Origin of the sequence: Streptomyces argenteolus, from assembly GCF_042902585.1 — a bacterium.
GTDB lineage: Bacteria > Actinomycetota > Actinomycetes > Streptomycetales > Streptomycetaceae > Streptomyces > Streptomyces argenteolus.
Genome location: NZ_JBIBEG010000002.1, coordinates 540,071 through 558,793 on the forward strand (window position 1 = coordinate 540,071; position 18,723 = coordinate 558,793).

At 71.1% G+C, this 18,723-nt stretch carries 19 protein-coding genes; 15 read left to right on the top strand and 4 right to left on the bottom strand.

What is annotated here, in order from left to right:
- Positions 1-221 precede the first annotated feature (221 nt).
- The 3 genes from ACFY8O_RS08940 to ACFY8O_RS08950 are packed head-to-tail and all read left to right on the top strand — an operon-like array spanning position 222 to position 2,497.
- A complete protein-coding gene (locus tag ACFY8O_RS08940) occupies positions 222-581 on the top strand; it encodes a histidine triad nucleotide-binding protein (protein ID WP_145801603.1) in 360 nt (119 codons plus the stop codon).
- Positions 582-585: 4 nt separating this feature from the next.
- Positions 586-1,494, top strand: coding sequence for a ribonuclease Z (locus ACFY8O_RS08945; protein ID WP_145801604.1), 909 nt, complete (start codon positions 586-588; stop codon positions 1,492-1,494).
- Between the two features lie 10 nt (positions 1,495-1,504).
- Positions 1,505-2,497, top strand: coding sequence for an adenosine deaminase (locus tag ACFY8O_RS08950; protein ID WP_145801605.1), 993 nt, complete (start codon positions 1,505-1,507; stop codon positions 2,495-2,497).
- On the opposite strand, the gene ACFY8O_RS08955 is transcribed toward ACFY8O_RS08950, so the two are convergent.
- Entirely contained in the window at positions 2,461-3,819 is a 1,359-nt protein-coding gene (locus ACFY8O_RS08955) for an MFS transporter (RefSeq protein ID WP_387900191.1), read from the bottom strand. The two genes, ACFY8O_RS08950 and ACFY8O_RS08955, sit on opposite strands and share 37 nt — an antisense overlap.
- A 395-nt stretch (positions 3,820-4,214) precedes the next feature.
- On the opposite strand from ACFY8O_RS08955, the gene ACFY8O_RS08960 reads away from it, so the two are divergent.
- The 5 genes from ACFY8O_RS08960 (at position 4,215) to ACFY8O_RS08980 (ending at position 8,608) form a co-directional block, all read left to right on the top strand.
- A complete protein-coding gene (locus ACFY8O_RS08960; protein WP_387900193.1) occupies positions 4,215-5,318 on the top strand; it encodes a carbohydrate kinase family protein in 1,104 nt (367 codons plus the stop codon).
- A gap of 127 nt (positions 5,319-5,445) precedes the next feature.
- Positions 5,446-6,468 (top strand): PhoH family protein, encoded by a 1,023-nt coding sequence (locus ACFY8O_RS08965; RefSeq protein ID WP_145801608.1) that lies wholly within the window; start codon positions 5,446-5,448, stop codon positions 6,466-6,468.
- Between the two features lie 12 nt (positions 6,469-6,480).
- Complete coding sequence (gene ybeY / locus ACFY8O_RS08970; RefSeq protein WP_145801610.1) at positions 6,481-6,978, top strand: rRNA maturation RNase YbeY; 498 nt, start codon at positions 6,481-6,483, stop codon at positions 6,976-6,978.
- Positions 6,975-8,258, top strand: coding sequence for a hemolysin family protein (locus tag ACFY8O_RS08975; RefSeq protein ID WP_145801611.1), 1,284 nt, complete (start codon positions 6,975-6,977; stop codon positions 8,256-8,258). Before ybeY ends, ACFY8O_RS08975 begins: the two co-directional genes overlap by 4 nt.
- Positions 8,255-8,608, top strand: coding sequence for an MmcQ/YjbR family DNA-binding protein (locus ACFY8O_RS08980; RefSeq protein ID WP_145801612.1), 354 nt, complete (start codon positions 8,255-8,257; stop codon positions 8,606-8,608). Before ACFY8O_RS08975 ends, ACFY8O_RS08980 begins: the two co-directional genes overlap by 4 nt.
- Positions 8,609-8,631: 23 nt before the next feature.
- Here the strand turns inward: ACFY8O_RS08980 and ACFY8O_RS08985 are convergent, their stop codons facing one another.
- On the bottom strand, positions 8,632-10,047 hold the full coding sequence (locus ACFY8O_RS08985) for an MFS transporter (RefSeq protein ID WP_387900196.1): 1,416 nt from the start codon (positions 10,045-10,047) through the stop codon (positions 8,632-8,634).
- A gap of 119 nt (positions 10,048-10,166) precedes the next feature.
- Between ACFY8O_RS08985 and ACFY8O_RS08990 the strand changes: the two genes are divergently transcribed.
- The 3 genes from ACFY8O_RS08990 to era are packed head-to-tail and all read left to right on the top strand — an operon-like array spanning position 10,167 to position 12,518.
- Positions 10,167-11,087 (top strand): helix-turn-helix transcriptional regulator, encoded by a 921-nt coding sequence (locus ACFY8O_RS08990; RefSeq protein ID WP_145801614.1) that lies wholly within the window; start codon positions 10,167-10,169, stop codon positions 11,085-11,087.
- A 50-nt stretch (positions 11,088-11,137) separates the two neighbouring features.
- Positions 11,138-11,491, top strand: coding sequence for a cytidine deaminase (locus ACFY8O_RS08995; protein WP_387900199.1), 354 nt, complete (start codon positions 11,138-11,140; stop codon positions 11,489-11,491).
- Between the two features lie 52 nt (positions 11,492-11,543).
- Positions 11,544-12,518 (top strand): GTPase Era, encoded by a 975-nt coding sequence (gene era / locus ACFY8O_RS09000; RefSeq protein WP_208765916.1) that lies wholly within the window; start codon positions 11,544-11,546, stop codon positions 12,516-12,518.
- Positions 12,519-12,616: 98 nt separating this feature from the next.
- On the opposite strand, the gene ACFY8O_RS09005 is transcribed toward era, so the two are convergent.
- Positions 12,617-12,883: a protealysin inhibitor emfourin gene (locus ACFY8O_RS09005; RefSeq protein ID WP_145801618.1), complete on the bottom strand. Its 267-nt coding sequence runs from the start codon at positions 12,881-12,883 to the stop codon at positions 12,617-12,619.
- A gap of 54 nt (positions 12,884-12,937) precedes the next feature.
- Positions 12,938-14,014, bottom strand: coding sequence for a M4 family metallopeptidase (locus ACFY8O_RS09010; RefSeq protein ID WP_145801619.1), 1,077 nt, complete (start codon positions 14,012-14,014; stop codon positions 12,938-12,940).
- A gap of 292 nt (positions 14,015-14,306) precedes the next feature.
- Here ACFY8O_RS09010 and leuA point away from each other — a divergent pair, with 292 nt between their 5' ends.
- The 4 genes from leuA (at position 14,307) to ACFY8O_RS09030 (ending at position 18,706) form a co-directional block, all read left to right on the top strand.
- Entirely contained in the window at positions 14,307-16,100 is a 1,794-nt protein-coding gene (gene leuA / locus ACFY8O_RS09015) for a 2-isopropylmalate synthase (RefSeq protein WP_145801620.1), read from the top strand.
- 202 nt (positions 16,101-16,302) lie between these two features.
- Positions 16,303-17,004 (top strand): TerB family tellurite resistance protein, encoded by a 702-nt coding sequence (locus ACFY8O_RS09020; RefSeq protein WP_387900202.1) that lies wholly within the window; start codon positions 16,303-16,305, stop codon positions 17,002-17,004.
- A 120-nt stretch (positions 17,005-17,124) separates the two neighbouring features.
- Complete coding sequence (gene recO, locus ACFY8O_RS09025) at positions 17,125-17,871, top strand: DNA repair protein RecO (RefSeq protein ID WP_145801622.1); 747 nt, start codon at positions 17,125-17,127, stop codon at positions 17,869-17,871.
- A 22-nt stretch (positions 17,872-17,893) separates the two neighbouring features.
- Complete coding sequence (locus ACFY8O_RS09030) at positions 17,894-18,706, top strand: isoprenyl transferase (RefSeq protein WP_387900205.1); 813 nt, start codon at positions 17,894-17,896, stop codon at positions 18,704-18,706.
- Positions 18,707-18,723 lie beyond the last annotated feature (17 nt).

The following is an 18,723-nucleotide window of genomic DNA, read 5'->3' on the forward strand; positions in this document are numbered from 1 at the left end:
CGGCGCGTGCGTCTGCTCCGCGGGGTGCCGGAACCGGGGCGTGCAGCGTCCGTCCGCCGGGCGCCGAGCCCCGGCCCGCGGCGGCAGCGGCCCGCCGGCGCGGGGCGTGCGTCACCGGGGCCTCCGCGTGCCGCTGCCGCCGCAGGCTCCGTGCGGTGACCCCGGCCGGATAGCATGCCGGTGTACTGATCACGAGGACCCTACGAGCGAGGAGCCGGGCCATGGCGGGAGAGCCGCAGACCGACTGCCTGTTCTGCAAGATCGTCACGGGGGACATCCCGGCGACCATCGTCCGCGAGAGTGAGACGACCGTCGCCTTCCGCGACATAAACCCCCAGGCCCCCACGCACGTCCTGGTCATCCCGAAGGCGCACTACCCCGACGCCGCCTCGCTCGCCGCGGCCGAGCCGCGGATCGCCGCCGACGTGATGCGTGAGGCCGGTCTGGTCGCCGCCGACGAGAAGATCACCGACACCGGCTACCGCATCGTCCTCAACACCGGCGCGGGCGCGGGACAGACCGTCTTCCACGCGCACGCGCACGTCCTGGGCGGGCGCGGGATGCAGTGGCCCCCCGGCTGACGTCGTGTCCGTACGAGAACTCGTGGTCCTCGGCACCGCCAGCCAGGTCCCGACCCGCCACCGCAACCACAACGGCTACCTGCTGCGCTGGGACGGTGAGGGCATCCTCTTCGACCCGGGCGAGGGGACCCAGCGCCAGATGCTGCGGGCCGGTGTCGCCGCGCACGACATCGACCGGATCTGTGTCACGCACTTCCACGGCGACCACGCGCTGGGCCTGGCGGGAGTGATCCAGCGGATCAATCTCGACCAGGTCCCGCATCCCGTCACCGCCCACTTCCCGGCGAGCGGACAGCGCTTCTTCGACCGGCTGCGGTACGCGACCGCCTACCGCGAGTCCGTCGAGCTGACCGAGGCCCCGGTGGCGGCGGACGGTGTCCTCGCCACCACCGCCTCGTACACCCTCGACAGCCGGAAGCTCTCGCATCCCGTCGAGTCCTTCGGCTACCGCCTCACCGAGCCCGACCGGGTGCGGATGCTGCCCGCGAAGCTGGCGGAGCACGGCATCGCGGGGCCCGACGTCGGACGGCTCCAGCGGGACGGCGCGCTGGGCGGTGTCACGCTGGAGGAGGTCTCCGAGACCCGCCGCGGACAGCGCTTCGCGTTCGTCATGGACACCCGGCTGTGCGACGGCGCGTTCGCGCTCGCCGAGGGATGCGACATGCTGGTCATCGAGTCGACGTTCCTCGACGAGGACGGACGGCTCGCCGCCGACCACGGTCACCTCACCGCGGGACAGGCCGCCCGGGTGGCGAAGGAGTCGGGCGTCCGGCACCTCGTGCTCACGCACTTCTCCCAGCGCTACAGCGACCCCGAAGCCTTCGAGCACCAGGCCAGGGCGGCCGGCTTCGAAGGCGAACTGACCATGGCCCAGGACCTGATCAGGGTCCCCGTACCCACCCGCCACACGTAACGAGAACCCCGTGCACCTCCCCAAAGCCGAACTCCACCTCCACATCGAAGGGACCCTCGAACCCGAGCTGGCCTTCGAGCTCGCCGCCCGCAACGGCGTGGCCCTGCCCTACGCGGACACCGAAGAGCTGCGCACCGCCTACCTCTTCGACGACCTGCAGAGCTTCCTCGACCTCTACTACGCCCTGATGGCGGTCCTGCGCACCGAGGACGACTTCGCGGAGCTCGCCGACGCCTACCTCACCCGTGCCGCCGCCCAGGGCGTCCGGCACGCGGAGATCTTCTTCGACCCGCAGGCCCACACGGACCGCGGCGTCCCGATCGGCACCGTCATCGAGGGGCTCGGCAGGGCGCTGGACCGCAGCGAGGAGAAGCACGGCATCTCCACCCAGCTGATCATGTGCTTCCTGCGCGACAAGTCGGCGGAGTCGGCGCTGGAGACGCTGGAGGCGTCGAAGCCGTACCTGCACCGCATCAGCGCGGTCGGCCTGGACTCGGCGGAGGTCGGCCACCCGCCCGCGAAGTTCCGTGAGGTGTACGCCGCCGCCACGGCTCTCGGGCTGCGCAAGGTCGCCCATGCCGGCGAGGAGGGCCCGCCGGAGTACATCCGGGAGGCCCTGGACGTCCTCGGCGTCGAGCGCATCGACCACGGCCTGCGCTGCATGGAGGACCCGGAGCTGGTGGACCGGCTGGTCTCGGAGCGGATCCCGCTGACGCTCTGCCCGCTGTCCAACGTCCGGCTGCGCGCCGTCGACATCCTGGAACAGCACCCGCTGCGGGCCATGATGGACGCCGGGCTGCTCTGCACGGTGAACTCCGACGACCCCGCCTACTTCGGCGGATACGTCGGAGACACCTTCCACGCCGTCCACGAGGCGCTCGGCCTGGACCGCGAACAGCTGCGCACGCTGGCCCGGAACTCCTTCGAGGCGGCCTTCCTCGACCACGACGAGGAGCGCAGGGCGCGCTACCTCTCCGAGGTCGAGGCGTACGCGTTCGACTGACCCGCACCGCCGGCCGGGCCGGCCGTGCGGAACGCGCTCCGCACCAGCCGCCTGCGCCGCAGCGCCGGCACGCTGATCTCCGCGACCGCCTGTTCCGGCGCGCCCAGCTTGGGCACCGCGCCGGACAGGCTGTTGGTGGTCGCGGCGAGCAGCGCGGCCGGGGCACCACCCCTGCGCCGGACCGAACCCGGCACCAGCGGGCGTCCACCGGTGTGCAGGGCCACCGCGGTGACCGGAGCGGCGACCAGGAGCGTGGCGGCCCCCAGGATCAGGCCCATCACCGCGTAGCCCGCCTGCTCGGAGAGCACACTGCCGAGCAGGGGGCCGCAGGCCGTACCGACGGAGGACGCCGAGCCCGCGAGGACCGCCCACCGGCCGCGTACGTCCAGGGACGCGGCCAGGCCGATCAGATACGACAGGACCACCGGGTAGATGGTGTTCCACGCGATCTCGCCGGTCGCGAACGATCCCAGGTCCTCGGCCGAGGAGCTGAGCACGATGCTCCCCGCGATGATCATCGTCCCGAGACCGATCGGCACGGCACGCCCGAGGCGGGACCCGAGCATGCCTGCCCCCATGACGCCGAGCAGCCCGGCGCCCAGCGCCGCCGCGAACACGGCCCCGATGGTCACCTCGGACAGCCCCACCTGGACCGCGCCGATGCGGCTGCTCACGCCCCACAGCGCGTTCTGCGCCATGGACCAGACGAGCATCCCGCCGGCCAGCACCAGGCCCGAACGCCGGTGCGGAAGGCGGCCCTGCACCGCTGACGTCTCGCCCACGGGTGCCGGCCCGCCCAGCCGCGACGTGGCGGGCCAGACGAGCAGGGCCACCAGCGCGATGGACGCGAAGGGCAGCCGGTGCCCGCCGCCCAGGTGGGGGACCGTCAGATAGAGGGCTCCCGCCGTCGCCGAGACGCTGAGGAGCCCGAGCGAGGAGGTCCGGTGCGGATCGCGCTGCGCCGCGATGCCCGACGCCGCGACGGCGGTCGCCGTGCCCGAGCCGAACCCGCCGACGCCCACACCCGCGACGACCAGCGGCACCGACGTGGTCAGCGCCGCGCAGCCGTAACCGAGCACCGCCAGCAGCAGACCGGCCCGTGCGGGTCTTTGCGCCCCGAACCTCTCGACGCGTTCCGCCAGGATGAAACCGGCCGAGGCCGAGCTCAGCAGCAGGGCGCTGCCGACCAGACCGGCCTGTGCCGAGCTCAGCCCCAGATAGGTGCTGAGGCGGCCGACGATGGTGGGGAGGAGATAGGCGGCGAGGTAACCGGCGGTGAACACGGCGACCAGGGGCCACGCGGCGCGAGGGCGCGAGGACATGGGCGTTCCTGAAGACATGCCAGAGGAGGCAGAAGAAGGCAGGGGAGGGTACGGCGGGGTGGGGCAGGGGAGGGTGATGCGAGGAGAAGCGGGGGAATGCCGGAGAAGCGGCACTCGTCGTCAACTGTCCCGAACGGTGCTCGCGGGCCAATTTGTATCAAGCGCGCACAGGCGGCGGAAAGCCGGGCTGATGTGATCTGGGTCACGTTTATGTTTATGCATCACAGGGCCGGGTACGAGCGCATGTTTATGCAGGTGGGAGCGGGGATGTGTCGTCCGGTACGGACCCTCCGGACCGAGAGCCGTACGGCGCGGACCCTCCGGGCGGCGGGGCGAATCGGGCACACTGGCCGGATCCCGCACTGTTCAGAACGTCCTCGGCCGGGGAGCGCACGGTGAGCACACTTGATCCAGGCATCGATCCGCTGTACGGGCTGCGCGCCCCGCAGGACCCCGCCTGTGACGTCTTCCTGACCGGCACGGTCTTCCTCGACATCATCTTCACCGGCCTGGACTCCGCGCCGGTGCGCGGAACAGAGTCCTGGGCGCGGGGGATGGGTTCGAGCCCCGGGGGCGTCGCCAACATGGCCACCGCCCTCGCCCGTCTGGGTCTGCACACATCCCTGGCCGCCGCCTTCGGGGACGACCACTACGGCGAGTACTGCTGGGACGCCCTCGAACAGGGTGAGGGCATCGACCTCTCCCTCTCGCGCACCGTCCCCGGCTGGCACTCGCCCGTCACCGTCTCCATGGCGTACGAGGGCGAGCGCACGATGGTCTCGCACGGCCACGAGGCGCCGGCCCCCACAGGGCCCGCCGTGCCCGGCCGGACGCTGCCCGACGGTCCGCCCCGCGCCCGCGCCGCCGTGGCCTCGCTGGTGCCCGGCCGCAGCGAGCCCTGGGTGGCCCGCGCGGCCCGCGACGGCGCGATGGTCTTCGCCGACGTCGGCTGGGACGAGACCGGCCGCTGGGACCTGGACGCCCTGCCCGACCTCGACCACTGCCTGGCCTTCCTGCCCAACGCGCAGGAGGCCATGCGCTACACCCGGACCGACTGCCCCCGCGCCGCCGCCCACGCCCTGGCCGAGCGGGTCCCGCTGGCCGTGGTCACCCTGGGGGCCGAGGGCGCCTACGCCGTCGACCGGGAGGCCGGGACCGCCGCCGAGGTGCCCGCCATCGAGGTCGAGGCCCTGGACCCCACCGGTGCGGGCGACGTCTTCGTCGCGGGCTTCCTGACCGGCACCCTGGCCGGCTGGCCGCTCGCCGACCGCCTCGCGTTCGCCGGACTGACGGCCGCGCTGTCGGTGCAGGAGTTCGGCGGTTCGCTCTCCGCGCCCGGGTGGGCCGAGGTCGCCGGATGGTGGCAGCAGGTGCGCACCTGCGCCGCCCAGGACCCCGCGGCGCTGGAGCGCTACGCCTTCCTGGACGAGCTGCTGCCCGGCACCTGCCGGGCCTGGCCGCTGCGCCGCGCCGTCCCCACCATCGGCTTCCGGCAGTGAAGCGCCGATGATCACCGGGTAAAACCTCTCGGCGTTGTCGGTGGGGAGTCGTACGCTGGTAGTCCAGAGGCCTTCGAGCAGCGACGGCCCTGCAACGGGAGGTATGCGCAGGCCCGAGGGCCGGCCCATGACTCAGTCACCTACACAGCAGCAGGCGCGCGCCAAGATCAGCATCCCGGCCGCACATCCCATGGTGATGCTCCTGGGGTCCGGCGATTCGCTGCTGCGCGTGATCGAAACGGCGTTCCCGGCCGTCGACATCCATGTCCGGGGAAACGAGATAAGTGCGACTGGGAACGCGGCGGACGTCGCGCTGATCCAGCGCCTTTTCGACGAGATGGTGCTGGTGCTCCGCACCGGGCTGCCGATGACGGAGGACGCGGTGGAACGCTCGATCGCCATGCTCAGGGCGAGCGGGAACGGCAACGGGGACGGCGCCGAGACCCCGGCGGAGGTGCTCACCCAGAACATCCTCTCCAGCCGTGGCCGCACGATCCGTCCCAAGACGCTCAACCAGAAGCGCTACGTCGACGCGATCGACAAGCACACGATCGTGTTCGGCATCGGTCCCGCGGGCACCGGGAAGACCTATCTGGCCATGGCCAAGGCGGTCCAGGCCCTGCAGTCCAAGCAGGTCAGCCGGATCATCCTGACCAGGCCCGCCGTCGAGGCGGGGGAGCGGCTCGGCTTCCTTCCGGGCACGCTCTTCGACAAGATCGACCCTTATCTGCGCCCGCTCTACGACGCCCTGCACGACATGCTCGACCCCGACTCGATCCCCCGGCTCATGGCCGCGGGCACGATCGAGGTCGCTCCGCTCGCGTACATGCGCGGACGGACCCTGAACGACGCCTTCATCATTCTCGACGAGGCGCAGAACACCAGCGCCGAGCAGATGAAGATGTTCCTCACCCGCCTCGGTTTCGACTCGAAGATCGTCGTCACCGGTGACGTCACCCAGGTGGACCTCCCGGGCGGCACCAAGAGCGGTCTGCGTCAGGTCCAGGAGATCCTGGACGACGTCGAGGACGTGCACTTCTCCAGGCTCACCTCCCAGGATGTCGTCCGGCACAAGCTCGTCGGCCGTATCGTCGACGCGTACGAGAAGTACGACAACGCAGACGGCCGCACCGGCCGCAACGGGAAGTAGTCGCAGCGCACCATGTCGATCGACGTCAACAACGAGTCCGGAACCGAGGTCGACGAGCAGGCGATCCTCGACATCGCCCGCTACGCCCTCGCCCGGATGCGGATCCACCCGCTGTCCGAACTGTCGGTGATCGTGGTGGACACGGCCGCCATGGAGCAGCTCCACATCCAGTGGATGGACCTCCCGGGCCCGACGGATGTCATGTCCTTCCCGATGGACGAGCTCCGTCCGCCGGCCAAGGACGACGAGGAGCCCCCGCAGGGGCTCCTCGGTGACATCGTGCTCTGCCCGGAGGTCGCCCGGAAGCAGGGTGAGGACGCCGAGACGCGGCACTCCATGGACGAGGAGCTCCAGCTCCTGACCGTCCACGGAGTGCTGCACCTCCTCGGTTACGACCACGAGGAGCCGGACGAGAAGGCCGAGATGTTCGGTCTCCAGGCGGCGATCGTGGACGGCTGGCGCGGCGAGCGCGGGCTGACCGGTCCGTCCCCGGCCCCCACCGTCTCGTGAGCGTCCCCCTCGTCTCCGGGGCCGTCCTGCTGATCGTCGTCGGCTGGCTCGCGGCCTGCGCCGAGGCCGGGATAGCGCGCACGTCGAGCTTCCGTGCCGCCGAGGCCGTCCGGGCCGGGCGCCGCGGCAGCGCCAAGCTGGAACAGGTCGCCGCCGACCCCACCCGCTACCTCAACGTCGCGCTCCTCGTCCGGGTGGCCTGCGAGATGTCCGCCGGGGTGCTCGTCACGTACGCCTGCCTCCAGGAGTTCACCGAGACCTGGCAGGCGCTGGCCGTCGCCATGGGCGTCATGGTCCTCGTCAGTTACGTCGCCATCGGGGTCTCGCCGCGCACCATCGGCCGCCAGCACCCGCTGAACACCGCCACGGCCGCGGCGTACGTCCTGCTGCCGCTGGCCAGGATCATGGGGCCGGTCCCGCAGCTGCTGATCCTCCTGGGCAACGCCCTGACCCCCGGCAAGGGCTTCCGCAAGGGCCCCTTCGCCAGTGAGGCCGAACTGCGCGCGATGGTCGACCTCGCCGAGCAGGAGTCGCTCATCGAGGACGAGGAACGCCGCATGGTGCACTCGGTCTTCGAGCTCGGCGACACCCTCGTGCGCGAGGTGATGGTGCCCCGCACCGACCTGGTCTGCATCGAGCGCTACAAGACGGTCCGTCAGGCACTCACCCTCGCGCTGCGCTCGGGCTTCTCCCGCATCCCCGTCACCGGGGAGAACGAGGACGACATGGTCGGGATCGTCTACCTCAAGGACCTCGTCCGCAAGACGCACATCAACCGGGACGCGGAGGCCGACCTGGTCTCCACGGCGATGCGCCCCGCCGCGTTCGTCCCCGACACGAAGAACGCCGGCGACCTGCTGCGCGAGATGCAGCAGGACCGCAGCCACGTCGCCGTCGTCATCGACGAGTACGGAGGCACGGCCGGCATCGTCACCATCGAGGACATCCTCGAGGAGATCGTCGGTGAGATCACCGACGAGTACGACCGTGAACTCCCGCCGGTCCAGGAGCTGGAGAACGGCTGCTTCCGGGTCACCGCCCGGCTCGACATCGGCGACCTCGGTGAGCTGTTCGGCCTCGACTCGTACGACGACGAGGACGTGGAGACGGTCGGCGGCCTGCTGGCGAAGGCGCTCGGAAGGGTGCCGATCTCCGGTGCCACCGCGATCGTCGACCTCCCCGACGGACGCAAGCTGCGCCTGACCGCCGAGTCGCCGGCCGGCCGCAGGAACAAGATCGTGACCGTGCTCGTGGAACCGGAGGGAACGGAGCCGGTATGACCCCCCAGGAGCTGCGCGCCCTGTGCCTGGAGTTCGAGGCGGGCGTCGAGGAGTTCCCCTTCGGACCCGAGGCCTCGGTCTTCAAGGTCCTGGGCAAGATGTTCGCCCTCAGCGTGCTGGACGCGCGGCCCCTGAAGGTCAGCCTCAAGTGCGATCCGGACGAGGCGCTGCGGCTGCGGGAGAAGCACGCCGCGATCGTCCCCGGCTACCACCTGAACAAGCGGCACTGGAACACCGTGACGGTCTCCGAGCTCCCGGACCGGATGGTCCGGGAGCTCGTGGAGGACAGTTACGACCTGGTGGTGGCCGGCCTCCCCAAGGCGCAGCGGCTGCGCCTGGACCGGCCCTAGCCGCACAGGACGCCTTCGCGTGCTCAGGCGGTCCTGCGCAGACCGGCCCCCACCAGCAGCCCCGTCGCGATCAGGATCACCGCCGCCACGGCCACCACCAGCCGGACGCCGTCGAACAGCGAGCCCTGGGTGGTCGACAGCACGCCCAGCAGCGGGATGCCCACCGTGATACCCACCTGCTGGGTCGTGGTGACCAGTCCGGTCGCCAGCCCCTGCTCCCCGTCCGGAACGCCGGAGGTCACCGTCAGCCCGTACGCGATGATCGCGCCCAGGTGGCAGGCGCTCGCCAGCGACACCGCCACCGTGGCGAGCAGGACACCCGAGTCCTCGCCCAGGCCCAGCAGGGCGCCGATGAAGACCCCCTGGCCCAGCAGCGACATCACCAGCGTCCGGCGGGCGCCGAACCGGCCCACGATCCGCGCGGCGTACATCCCGGCGGCCACCGACACGAGGCCCTGCACCCCGAAGACGAGCCCGGTGCCGAGCGCCGAGAGGTGCAGCAGCTCCTGGAGGTAGAGCGTCAGGACGAAGACGATGGTGCTCATCAGCGAGAAGGTCGCCAGGCCGCCCAGGTTCCCGAAGGCCACCGTCCGGCGCCTCAGCATCGGCAGGGAGACGAGCGGGGCCGCCGAGCGCGACTCGACGACCACGAACGCGGTCAGCAGGGCCACGCCCAGCACCAGGGTGATCCGCACGTCCGTGCCCCCGAAGCCGCGCTCGGCCGCCGTCGACAGCGCGTAGATCAGGGAGAGCAGCCCACCGGTGACCGTGACGGCCCCGGGCACGTCCAGCTTCGGGCGTTCCGGCGTACGCGACTCGGCGAGCAGCCTCGGGGCCAGGAGCAGCACGATCACAGCCGCGCCGGCCAGGAGCGCCATGGTGGAGCGCCAGCCCAGGGTGTCGGTGAGCACACCGCCCGAGACCATGCCGACGGTGAAGCCCAGTGAGAGCAGGGTTCCGCTGATGCCCAGCGCCCGGTCCCGCAGCGGCCCCTCCGGGAACGTGGTGGTCAGCAGGGACATCCCGGTCGGCACGATCACCGCGGCGCCGAGCCCCTGGAGCGCCCGGCCGGCCAGGAACGACGCGGGGTTCCACGCCAGTGTGGCCAGCAGCGAGGCCGCCCCGAAGACGGCAAGGCCGACGAGGAACAGCCTGCGCCTGCCGTAGAGATCGGCGATCCGGCCGAAGAGCAGCAGGAACCCGCCGGACGGCAGGGCGAACGCGGTGACGGCCCACTGGAGCCCGGACCGGCTCAGGCCCAGGTCCTCACCGAGGACGGGCAGCGCCACGTTCAGGACGGAGAAGTCGAGCGCCACCATGAACTGGGCCGCGCACAGCGCGAAGAGCACCAGGCGCGCCCGGCCGGAGAGGGAGGGTGGGGCCTCGGGCACCGGGGCGACGGTGCGGGAGGAAGCGGAGGTCGGGGATTCGATTGCCATGTCCCCCAGCGTGGGCGGACCGGAATATCCGTGGGGAGCGGCCACTTATCCTGTTGGCCGCACCACCAGTCAGGGGAAGACGCCACCAGCCAGGAGCACACGGACACCAGGGGGAGTACGTGGCCTCACCGGCCCAGCACGACAGCGCGGTTCGTGACAGCACGGCCCGTGCCACCGACGACAAGGCCCACCGCCTCGCCGAACTGCGCGAGTTCCTGCGGAGCCGCAGGGCCAGGGTCAGCCCGGCCGACGCGGGTCTGCCGGACGGCGGAGGCCGCCGGCGTACGCCCGGACTGCGCCGGGAGGAGGTCGCCGTCCTCGCGGGCGTGGGCGTCTCCTGGTACCAGTGGCTCGAACAGGGCCGCGACATCACCGTCTCGCCGCAGGTCCTGGACTCCGTCGCCAGGGTGCTGCGCCTCACCAGCGCGGAGCGCCGCCACCTCTACGTCCTGGCCGGGCTCAACCCGCCCGCCCTGGAGGTCGATCCGGCGCACCGCGACATGTGCGAGGGGCTGACCCGGCTCATCGACGCCTGGATGCCGTTCCCCGCCCACATCATGGACCGGTACTGGAACACGGTGCTCTACAACGACGCCGCGTCGGCGGTGCTCGGCATGCGCCCGGGGATCGTGCAGAACTGCATGATCGCGTTCTTCACCGACCCGGTGTACCGGGCCCGGTCGAAACACTGGGAGACCATCGCTTCCCAGGTTGTCGCCCAGTACCGGGCCGCCTGCTCCGACCATCCCGACGACGAGGGGTTCCGGGCAGTGGTCGACGAGGCGAGGGAGCTCAGCGACGAGTTCTCGGCGCTCTGGGACCGGCGCGACGTCACTCCGGGCGGCCAGGTCCGCAAGGAGCTCACCCACCCGTTGGTCGGCACGCTGTGCGTGGAGTCCACCCAGCTGCGGGTGCCCGCCCGCCCCGACCTGGTGATCGTCCTGCACACCCCGCTGCCGGACACCGGGACGGAGGCCAAGCTCCAGTGGCTGGCCTCGCCCGAAGGACGGCGCGGTTCGATGTACCCCGTCCCGGGGTGAGCGGACCCCCGTTGCGGCGGACGGGTCCGGCCCCTTCGTATGCTCAGCACATGACCGATGACAACGCCCTCGGCGCCGAGGACCGCAAGATCGTCACGCTGGCCCGCAGCGTCCGCGCCCGGAACGCGGTGCCGGAGGGTGCCGCCGTACGGGACGAGACCGGACGTACGTACGCCGCCGGCACCGTGGCCCTGGAGTCGCTGAAGCTCAGCGCGCTGCAGACCGCCGTCGCGATGGCGGTGGCCAGCGGTGCCACGTCCCTGGAGGCGGCGGCCGTCGTCTCCGAGGCCGGCGCCGCCTCCGACGCCGACCGCGCGGCCGTCCGTGACCTGGGCGGCCCGGACACGCCCGTGCTGCTCGCGGGCCCCGACGGGACCCTGCGCGCCACGGTCACGGCGGGCTGATTCGGGCCCGGGCTCGCCCTGCTGTGCATCGGCGCCGCCGGGATCGGGGAGAATGGGCGCCATGAGCGCTCGCCCGAACACCGAAGCCGCTGCGCAGCAGGCTGAGAACACCGCCCCCCACCGGGCCGGCTTCGCCTGCTTCGTGGGCCGCCCCAACGCGGGCAAGTCCACCCTCACGAACGCTCTGGTCGGCCAGAAGGTGGCGATCACCTCCAACCGCCCCCAGACCACCAGGCACACCGTGCGGGGCATCGTGCACCGTGACGACGCCCAGCTGATCCTGGTGGACACGCCCGGCCTCCACAAGCCGCGCACCCTGCTCGGAGAGCGGCTGAACGACGTCGTGCGGACCACCTGGGCCGAGGTCGACGTCATCGGCTTCTGCCTGCCCGCCGACCAGAAGCTCGGCCCCGGCGACAAGTACATCGTCAAGGAACTCGCCGGGATCAGGAAGACCCCGAAGATCGCGATCATCACCAAGACCGACCTGGTCGAGTCCAAGGCGCTCGCCGAGCAGCTGCTCGCCGTCTCCGCGCTGGCCGACGAGCTCGGCTTCGAGTGGGCGGAGATCATCCCGGTCTCGGCGGTCAAGGACCAGCAGGTCGGTCTCCTGGCCGACCTGATCGCCCCGCTCCTGCCCGAGAGCCCCCCGCTCTACCCGGAGGGCGACCTCACCGACGAGCCCGAGATGGTCATGGTCGCCGAGCTCATCCGCGAGGCCGCGCTCGAAGGCGTACGGGACGAACTGCCGCACTCCATCGCGGTCGTCGTCGAGGAGATGCTGCCCCGCGAGGACCGTCCGGCGGACAAGCCCCTGCTGGACATCCACGCGAACGTCTACATCGAGCGGCCCAGCCAGAAGGGCATCATCATCGGCCCGAAGGGCAAGCGGCTCAAGGACGTCGGAACGAAGTCGCGCAAGCACATCGAGGCACTGCTGGGCACGCCGGTCTTCCTGGACCTGCACGTGAAGGTCGCCAAGGACTGGCAGCGGGACCCGAAGCAGCTGCGCAAGCTGGGCTTCTGAGGCGTCCGCCGGCCTGCCCGGGTCGGCGGACGGACGCCGCCCGGGCGCAGGCCCGGGCGGACACCTCCCGAAGGCAGGCCCGGCAGCACCACCCGGGTCTACGCGCCCTCTTTCAGGACCCGGGAGACCAGCGCCCGCTGCGCCTCGGTCAGCCGTGGATCCGCGCAGTCGACCGCCCGGTCGCCCACCGTGATCCGATAGCGGAAGCCGTCGGGCACCCCTGCCTGCGGGCCGCCCCGGTCGGCGACGAGCGCCGCTTCTGCCAGGGCCTCCCACTCCGCGGCGTCCGGCCTCCCCGCCGTGTCGACCTCGCCCCGGCGTGCGATGCCGGCGAACCCGCCGGTCCGGCTCACCTGAATACGCATGCGTCCTGCTCCTGCCTGGCCCCGTCCGGACGGGGCCGGCTCGTACCTACCCGGTCAGCGTGTCGGCACGCCCACCTCCGACCACGCCTTCAGCACCGCCTCGGCCTCGTCGCCCTCCCCGAACCTGTGCTGCGCCGCCGTGACGGTCAGCTTGGCGAAGTCCGTGAAGGACGCGTCCTGGGTCAGTTCGCCGCCGGTCAGCACGTCGAACCAGATCCGGCCGGCCCGCTCCCACGCGTTGCCGCCCAGCGCCGTGGCCAGCAGGTAGAAGGCGCGGTTGGGGATACCGGAGTTGATGTGGACCCCGCCGTTGTCGTCCTCCGTCTCGACGTAGTCGTCCATCGACGCCGGCTGCGGGTCCTTGCCGAGCACGTCGTCGTCGTACGCCGTGCCCGGAGCCTTCATCGAGCGCAGCGCGACGCCGCTGACCCGGGGGGCGAGCAGCCCCTCGCCGATCAGCCAGTCGCCCTGGTCCGCGCTCTGACCCAGCGAGTGCTGCTTGACCAGGGAGCCGAAGACGTCCGACACCGACTCGTTGAGGGCGCCCGACTGGCCCTCGTACGCCAGGTTGGCGGTGTACTGGGTGAGCCCGTGCGCCAGCTCGTGGGCGATCACGTCGATGGCGAGGGTGAAGTCGAGGAAGATCTCCCCGTCGCCGTCCCCGAAGACCATCTGCTCGCCGTCGAAGAACGCGTTGTTGTACTGCTCGTCGTAGTGCACGGAGCCGATGAGGGGCAGCCCCTTGCCGTCGATCGAGCTGCGGCCGTACTCCGTCAGCAGCAGGTCGAAGGTGGCGCCCAGTCCCGCGTACGCGCGGTTGACGCTGGCGTCCCGGGTGGGGTCGTCCCCCTCGTCACGGACCTTCACGCCCGGCAGGTCCGTGCCGTGCCGGCAGTCGTACAGGGTGCGGTGGGGCTTGCTGGGGACCGGAGCCGAGGTGCGGGCGGCCTGGGGGGTCCAGGCCAGCGCGGTCACGCGCCGGTGGTGGCGCCGGGCCGCGTCGGCCGCCAGGGTGCGGCGCGCGGGATCGGCCAGGAGCGGGTCGTCGGCCTGGGACAGCTTGTCGAGGAGGTGGGGCGGCACGATGGTGCAGAAGACGGGCTGGAGCCCGTTGTTCGGTCGAGGCTGCATGCAAATGACTGTGGCACTCCGTCACCGTGCTGTCACTAAGTGCGATTACGATTGACGAAATAGAGTGATGTATCACCGTTCTGCCTTCATGCGGGCCTGATCCCGCATACTGATACGGACCGACGCACCAGGCGCCCCTCGGTTAATGTGGCCGCATCATGCGTTTCGGGCTGCTCCTTCTTAGCTGCCGCGGCGAGGGCCTGTAGTCGTAGGCCGGCTCCCTCCCCGCGGAGTTCGCTGTTGCAGCGACACAGTCGGCCGCCCCTGCTGGACCTCAGAGGAGCCGTACGCCATGACCGCAGTGAACCCTTCCGCGCACGCCGACGCAGCCGCCACCCCCGTGGGTGGCCGCACCCCGGTCACCAACGCGACGCAGCTGCAGAAGCCGTCCGGGATGCCGGTGCACAAGTACCGCGGCTACGAGGCCGTGGACATCGCCGACCGCACGTGGCCGGACAACCGCATCACCGTGGCGCCCCGCTGGCTGTCCACGGACCTGCGCGACGGCAACCAGGCCCTGATCGACCCGATGTCGCCGGCCCGCAAGCGCGAGATGTTCGACCTGCTCGTACGCATGGGCTACAAGGAGATCGAGGTCGGCTTCCCGTCCTCCGGCGAGACCGACTTCGCGTTCGTGCGCTCCATCATCGAAGAGGGCGCGATCCCCGAGGACGTGACGATCTCCGTCCTGACGCAGGCCCGCGAGGAACTGATCGAGCGCACCGTCGAATCGCTGCGCGGCGCCCATCGCGCCACCGTGCACCTGTACAACGCCACCGCCCCCACCTTCCGCCGCGTGGTCTTCCGTGGCTCGAAGGAGGAGGTCAAGCAGATCGCCGTGGACGGCACGCGGCTGGTCATGGAGTACGCCGACAAGATCCTGGGCGACGAGACGATCTTCGGCTACCAGTACAGCCCGGAGATCTTCACCGACACCGAGCTGGACTTCGCCCTGGAGGTCTGCGAGGCGGTCTGTGACGTCTGGCAGCCCGCGGAGGGCCGCGAGATCATCCTCAACCTGCCCGCCACCGTGGAGCGTTCGACGCCCTCCACCCACGCGGACCGCTTCGAGTGGATGTCGCGCAACCTGTCCCGCCGCGAGTACGTCTGCCTGTCGGTCCACCCCCACAACGACCGGGGTACCGCCGTCGCCGCCGCCGAACTGGCCATCATGGCCGGCGCCGACCGCATCGAGGGCTGCCTGTTCGGCCAGGGCGAGCGCACCGGCAACGTCGACCTGGTCACGCTGGGCATGAACCTCTTCTCGCAGGGCGTCGACCCGCAGATCGACTTCTCGCAGATCGACGAGATCCGCCGCACCAGCGAGTACTGCAACCAGATGGAGGTCCACCCGCGCCACCCCTACGCGGGCGACCTGGTCTACACGGCCTTCTCCGGCTCCCACCAGGACGCCATCAAGAAGGGCTTCGACGCGATGGAGGCCGACGCCGCCGCCCAGGGCAGGACGGTCGACGACATCGAGTGGGCCGTCCCGTACCTGCCGATCGACCCGAAGGACGTCGGCCGCTCCTACGAGGCCGTCATCCGGGTCAACTCGCAGTCGGGCAAGGGCGGCATCGCGTACGTCCTGAAGAACGACCACAAGCTGGACCTGCCGCGCCGCATGCAGATCGAGTTCTCCCGGATCATTCAGGCCAAGACCGACGCCGAGGGCGGCGAGGTCACGCCGGGCCAGATCTGGTCGACCTTCCGGGACGAGTACCTGCCGAACCCGGAGAACGCCTGGGGGCGCGTGCAGATCCGTTCCGGCCAGACGACGACCGGCTCCGACGGGCAGGACACGATCACCGTCGAGGCCACGGTCGACGGCGCGGACACGGTGCTGACCGGCACGGGCAACGGCCCGATCTCCGCGTTCTTCGACGCGCTGCAGGCCATCGGCATCGACGCCCGCCTGCTGGACTACACCGAGCACACGATGAGCGAGGGCGCGAGCGCGCAGGCGGCCTCCTACATCGAGTGCGCCATCGACGGCAAGGTGCTGTGGGGCATCGGGATCGACGCCAACACCACGCGTGCCTCGCTCAAGGCCGTGGTCTCCGCGGTCAACCGCGCGACCCGCTGACACCGGCGGGCGGCATCACGGACAAACGTCCGAGAGGCTGCCGAACCGACCGGCCCGCGAACCCCGTTCACCCTCCGAGGGTGGGCGGGGTTCGGCCATCTCCCGGTGTTGTGACGTCCGGGATACTGACGCCACATCACGCATGTGGCTAACATCACGTCCAACGCGGCAATGTTGCCGTGGCGTTACGGAGGTGTGCGACGTGCGGACAGCCAAAGGACAAAGCGCCACAAAGCTGCGCATCTGCGGCATCCGCACCGTCTGGGACGCCGTCGGTGACGGCGAGTTCTTCTGCCCGGGCTGCGGTGGCGACCGCAACTACCGGCGCCTCACCGGCCGTCACCGCCTGACGGTCCTCGGCCTGCCGCTGCTGAACCGGGGAAGCGCCGGACCCGTCGTCGAATGCGCCGCCTGCCGGGCGCACTTCGCGACCGACGCCCTCGACCACCCCACCACGACACACTTCTCCGCCATGCTCCGCGAGGCCGTGCACACGGTCACGCTCGCCGTGCTCGCGGCGGGTGGCACCACCTCCCGTACGGTTCTGGAGACCGCCGCGGCCGTCGTCCGCGACGCCGGACTCGACGACTGCACCCAGGAGCAGCTCTTCACCATCGTCGAGGTGCTCGCCGCCGACACCGGCTGCGGCACCTCCGACCCGGCGGCCGAGGCCTGCGGCGCCGCCCTCGCCATCGAGCTGCACGAGGTCCTGGAACCCCTGGCGCCCCACCTGGCCGTCGCCGGCCGCGAGGGCGTCCTGCTGCGGGGCGCCAGGATCGCGCTCGCCGACGGACCGTACAGCCAGGCCGAGCGGGAGGTGCTCACGATGGTCGGCGGCGCGCTCCAGCTCTGCCCCGCCGACACCGCGGAGCTGCTGGCCGCGGCGGCCCGTACGCCCTCGTAGGCCCCGTACGGCCCTCACAGGGCGCCTGGGGGCTCCTGGAGGGTCCCGGGGCCCGCCCCGGCCCCGCACCGCTCCGGAACCGCTTCGTGGGCCGGCGCCCCGGTGGGCGACAATGGGCCCATGAGCTTGTTCCGGGACGACGGCGTCGTGCTGCGTACGCAGAAGCTGGGCGAGGCCGACCGGATCATCACGATCCTGACCCGCGGCCACGGGCGGGTGCGTGCCGTCGCCCGCGGGGTGCGCCGCACCAAGTCGAAGTTCGGGGCGCGGCTCGAACCCTTCTCGCACGTGGACGTGCAGTTCTTCGCACGGGGCAGCGAGCTCGTCGGCCGCGGCCTCCCCCTGTGCACCCAGAGCGAGACGATCGCTCCGTACGGGGGCGGCATCGTCTCCGACTACGCCCGGTACACCGCGGGCACCGCGATGCTGGAGACCGCCGAGCGCTTCACCGACCACGAGGGCGAACCCGCGGTCCAGCAGTACCTCCTGCTCGTCGGCGGGCTGCGCACCCTCGCGCGCGCCGAGCACGCGCCGAACCTCATCCTGGACGCCTTCCTGCTGCGCTCCCTGGCCGTCAACGGCTACGCGCCGAGCTTCGACGACTGCGCCAAGTGCGGAATGCCCGGACCGAACCGGTTCTTCTCCGTCGCGGCGGGCGGCGTCATATGCGGCGACTGCCGGGTGCCCGGCAGCGTCGTACCCTCGGCGGAGGCCGTCGAACTGCTGAGCGCTCTGCTCACCGGTGACTGGGAGACGGCGGACGCGTCCGAGGCGCGTCATGTCAGGGAGGGGAGCGGGCTGGTGTCCGCCTACCTGCACTGGCATCTGGAGCGCGGTCTGCGCTCGCTGCGGTACGTAGAGAAGTGACACAGGGAGACGAGAGAAGCCCATGGCAGTACGCGGGATGCTCGGCGGCCGTAACCGGCGTGAGTACAAGACCCCCGAGCCGCACCCCTCCGGCGCCACCCCGCCGAAGATCCCCGGCGAGCTCGTGCCCAAGCACGTGGCCGTCGTGATGGACGGCAACGGCCGCTGGGCCAAGGAGCGGGGCCTGCCGCGCACCGAGGGCCACAAGGTCGGTGAGGGCGTCGTCATGGACGTCCTCAAGGGCTGTATCGAGATGGGCGTCAAGAACCTCTCGCTGTACGCCTTCTCCACGGAGAACTGGAAGCGCTCGCCGGACGAGGTGAAGTTCCTCATGAACTTCAACCGGGACGTCATCCGCCGCCGCCGCGACGAGATGGACGAGCTCGGCATCCGCATCCGCTGGGTCGGCCGCATGCCGAAGCTCTGGAAGTCCGTCGTCCAGGAGCTCCAGGTCGCCCAGGAGCAGACCAAGGACAACGACAGGATGACGCTGTACTTCTGCGTCAACTACGGCGGCCGGGCCGAGATCGCCGACGCGGCGCAGCGCATCGCCCAGGACGTCGCCGCCGGGAAGCTCGACCCCTCGAAGGTCAACGAGAAGACCTTCGCGAAGTACATCTACTACCCGGACATGCCGGACGTGGACCTCTTCGTACGCCCCAGCGGGGAGCAGCGCACGTCCAACTACCTGATCTGGCAGAGCGCGTACGCGGAGATGGTCTTCCAGGACGTCCTGTGGCCGGACTTCGACCGCCGGGACCTGTGGCGTGCCTGCCTGGAGTTCGCCCGGCGCGACCGGCGCTTCGGCGGGGCAGAGGAGATCACCAAGGCGTGAGCCCGGCGGTGGGGGCC

What these genes read in the sequence shown, in the direction of transcription:
- ACFY8O_RS08940 (WP_145801603.1), top strand. Translation starts at nt 222, where the DNA reads ATGGCGGGAGAGCCGCAGACCGACTGCCTGTTCTGCAAGATCGTCACG.
- leuA (WP_145801620.1), top strand. Translation starts at nt 14,307, where the DNA reads ATGACCGCAGTGAACCCTTCCGCGCACGCCGACGCAGCCGCCACCCCC.
- ACFY8O_RS08995 (WP_387900199.1), top strand. Translation starts at nt 11,138, where the DNA reads ATGACCGATGACAACGCCCTCGGCGCCGAGGACCGCAAGATCGTCACG.
- ACFY8O_RS09030 (WP_387900205.1), top strand. Translation starts at nt 17,894, where the DNA reads ATGGCAGTACGCGGGATGCTCGGCGGCCGTAACCGGCGTGAGTACAAG.
- ACFY8O_RS09010 (WP_145801619.1), bottom strand. Translation starts at nt 14,014, where the DNA reads ATGCAGCCTCGACCGAACAACGGGCTCCAGCCCGTCTTCTGCACCATC.
- ACFY8O_RS08955 (WP_387900191.1), bottom strand. Translation starts at nt 3,819, where the DNA reads ATGTCCTCGCGCCCTCGCGCCGCGTGGCCCCTGGTCGCCGTGTTCACC.
- ACFY8O_RS08985 (WP_387900196.1), bottom strand. Translation starts at nt 10,047, where the DNA reads ATGGCAATCGAATCCCCGACCTCCGCTTCCTCCCGCACCGTCGCCCCG.
- era (WP_208765916.1), top strand. Translation starts at nt 11,544, where the DNA reads ATGGGCGCCATGAGCGCTCGCCCGAACACCGAAGCCGCTGCGCAGCAG.
- ACFY8O_RS09005 (WP_145801618.1), bottom strand. Translation starts at nt 12,883, where the DNA reads ATGCGTATTCAGGTGAGCCGGACCGGCGGGTTCGCCGGCATCGCACGC.
- ybeY (WP_145801610.1), top strand. Translation starts at nt 6,481, where the DNA reads ATGTCGATCGACGTCAACAACGAGTCCGGAACCGAGGTCGACGAGCAG.
- ACFY8O_RS08965 (WP_145801608.1), top strand. Translation starts at nt 5,446, where the DNA reads ATGACTCAGTCACCTACACAGCAGCAGGCGCGCGCCAAGATCAGCATC.
- recO (WP_145801622.1), top strand. Translation starts at nt 17,125, where the DNA reads ATGAGCTTGTTCCGGGACGACGGCGTCGTGCTGCGTACGCAGAAGCTG.
- ACFY8O_RS08980 (WP_145801612.1), top strand. Translation starts at nt 8,255, where the DNA reads ATGACCCCCCAGGAGCTGCGCGCCCTGTGCCTGGAGTTCGAGGCGGGC.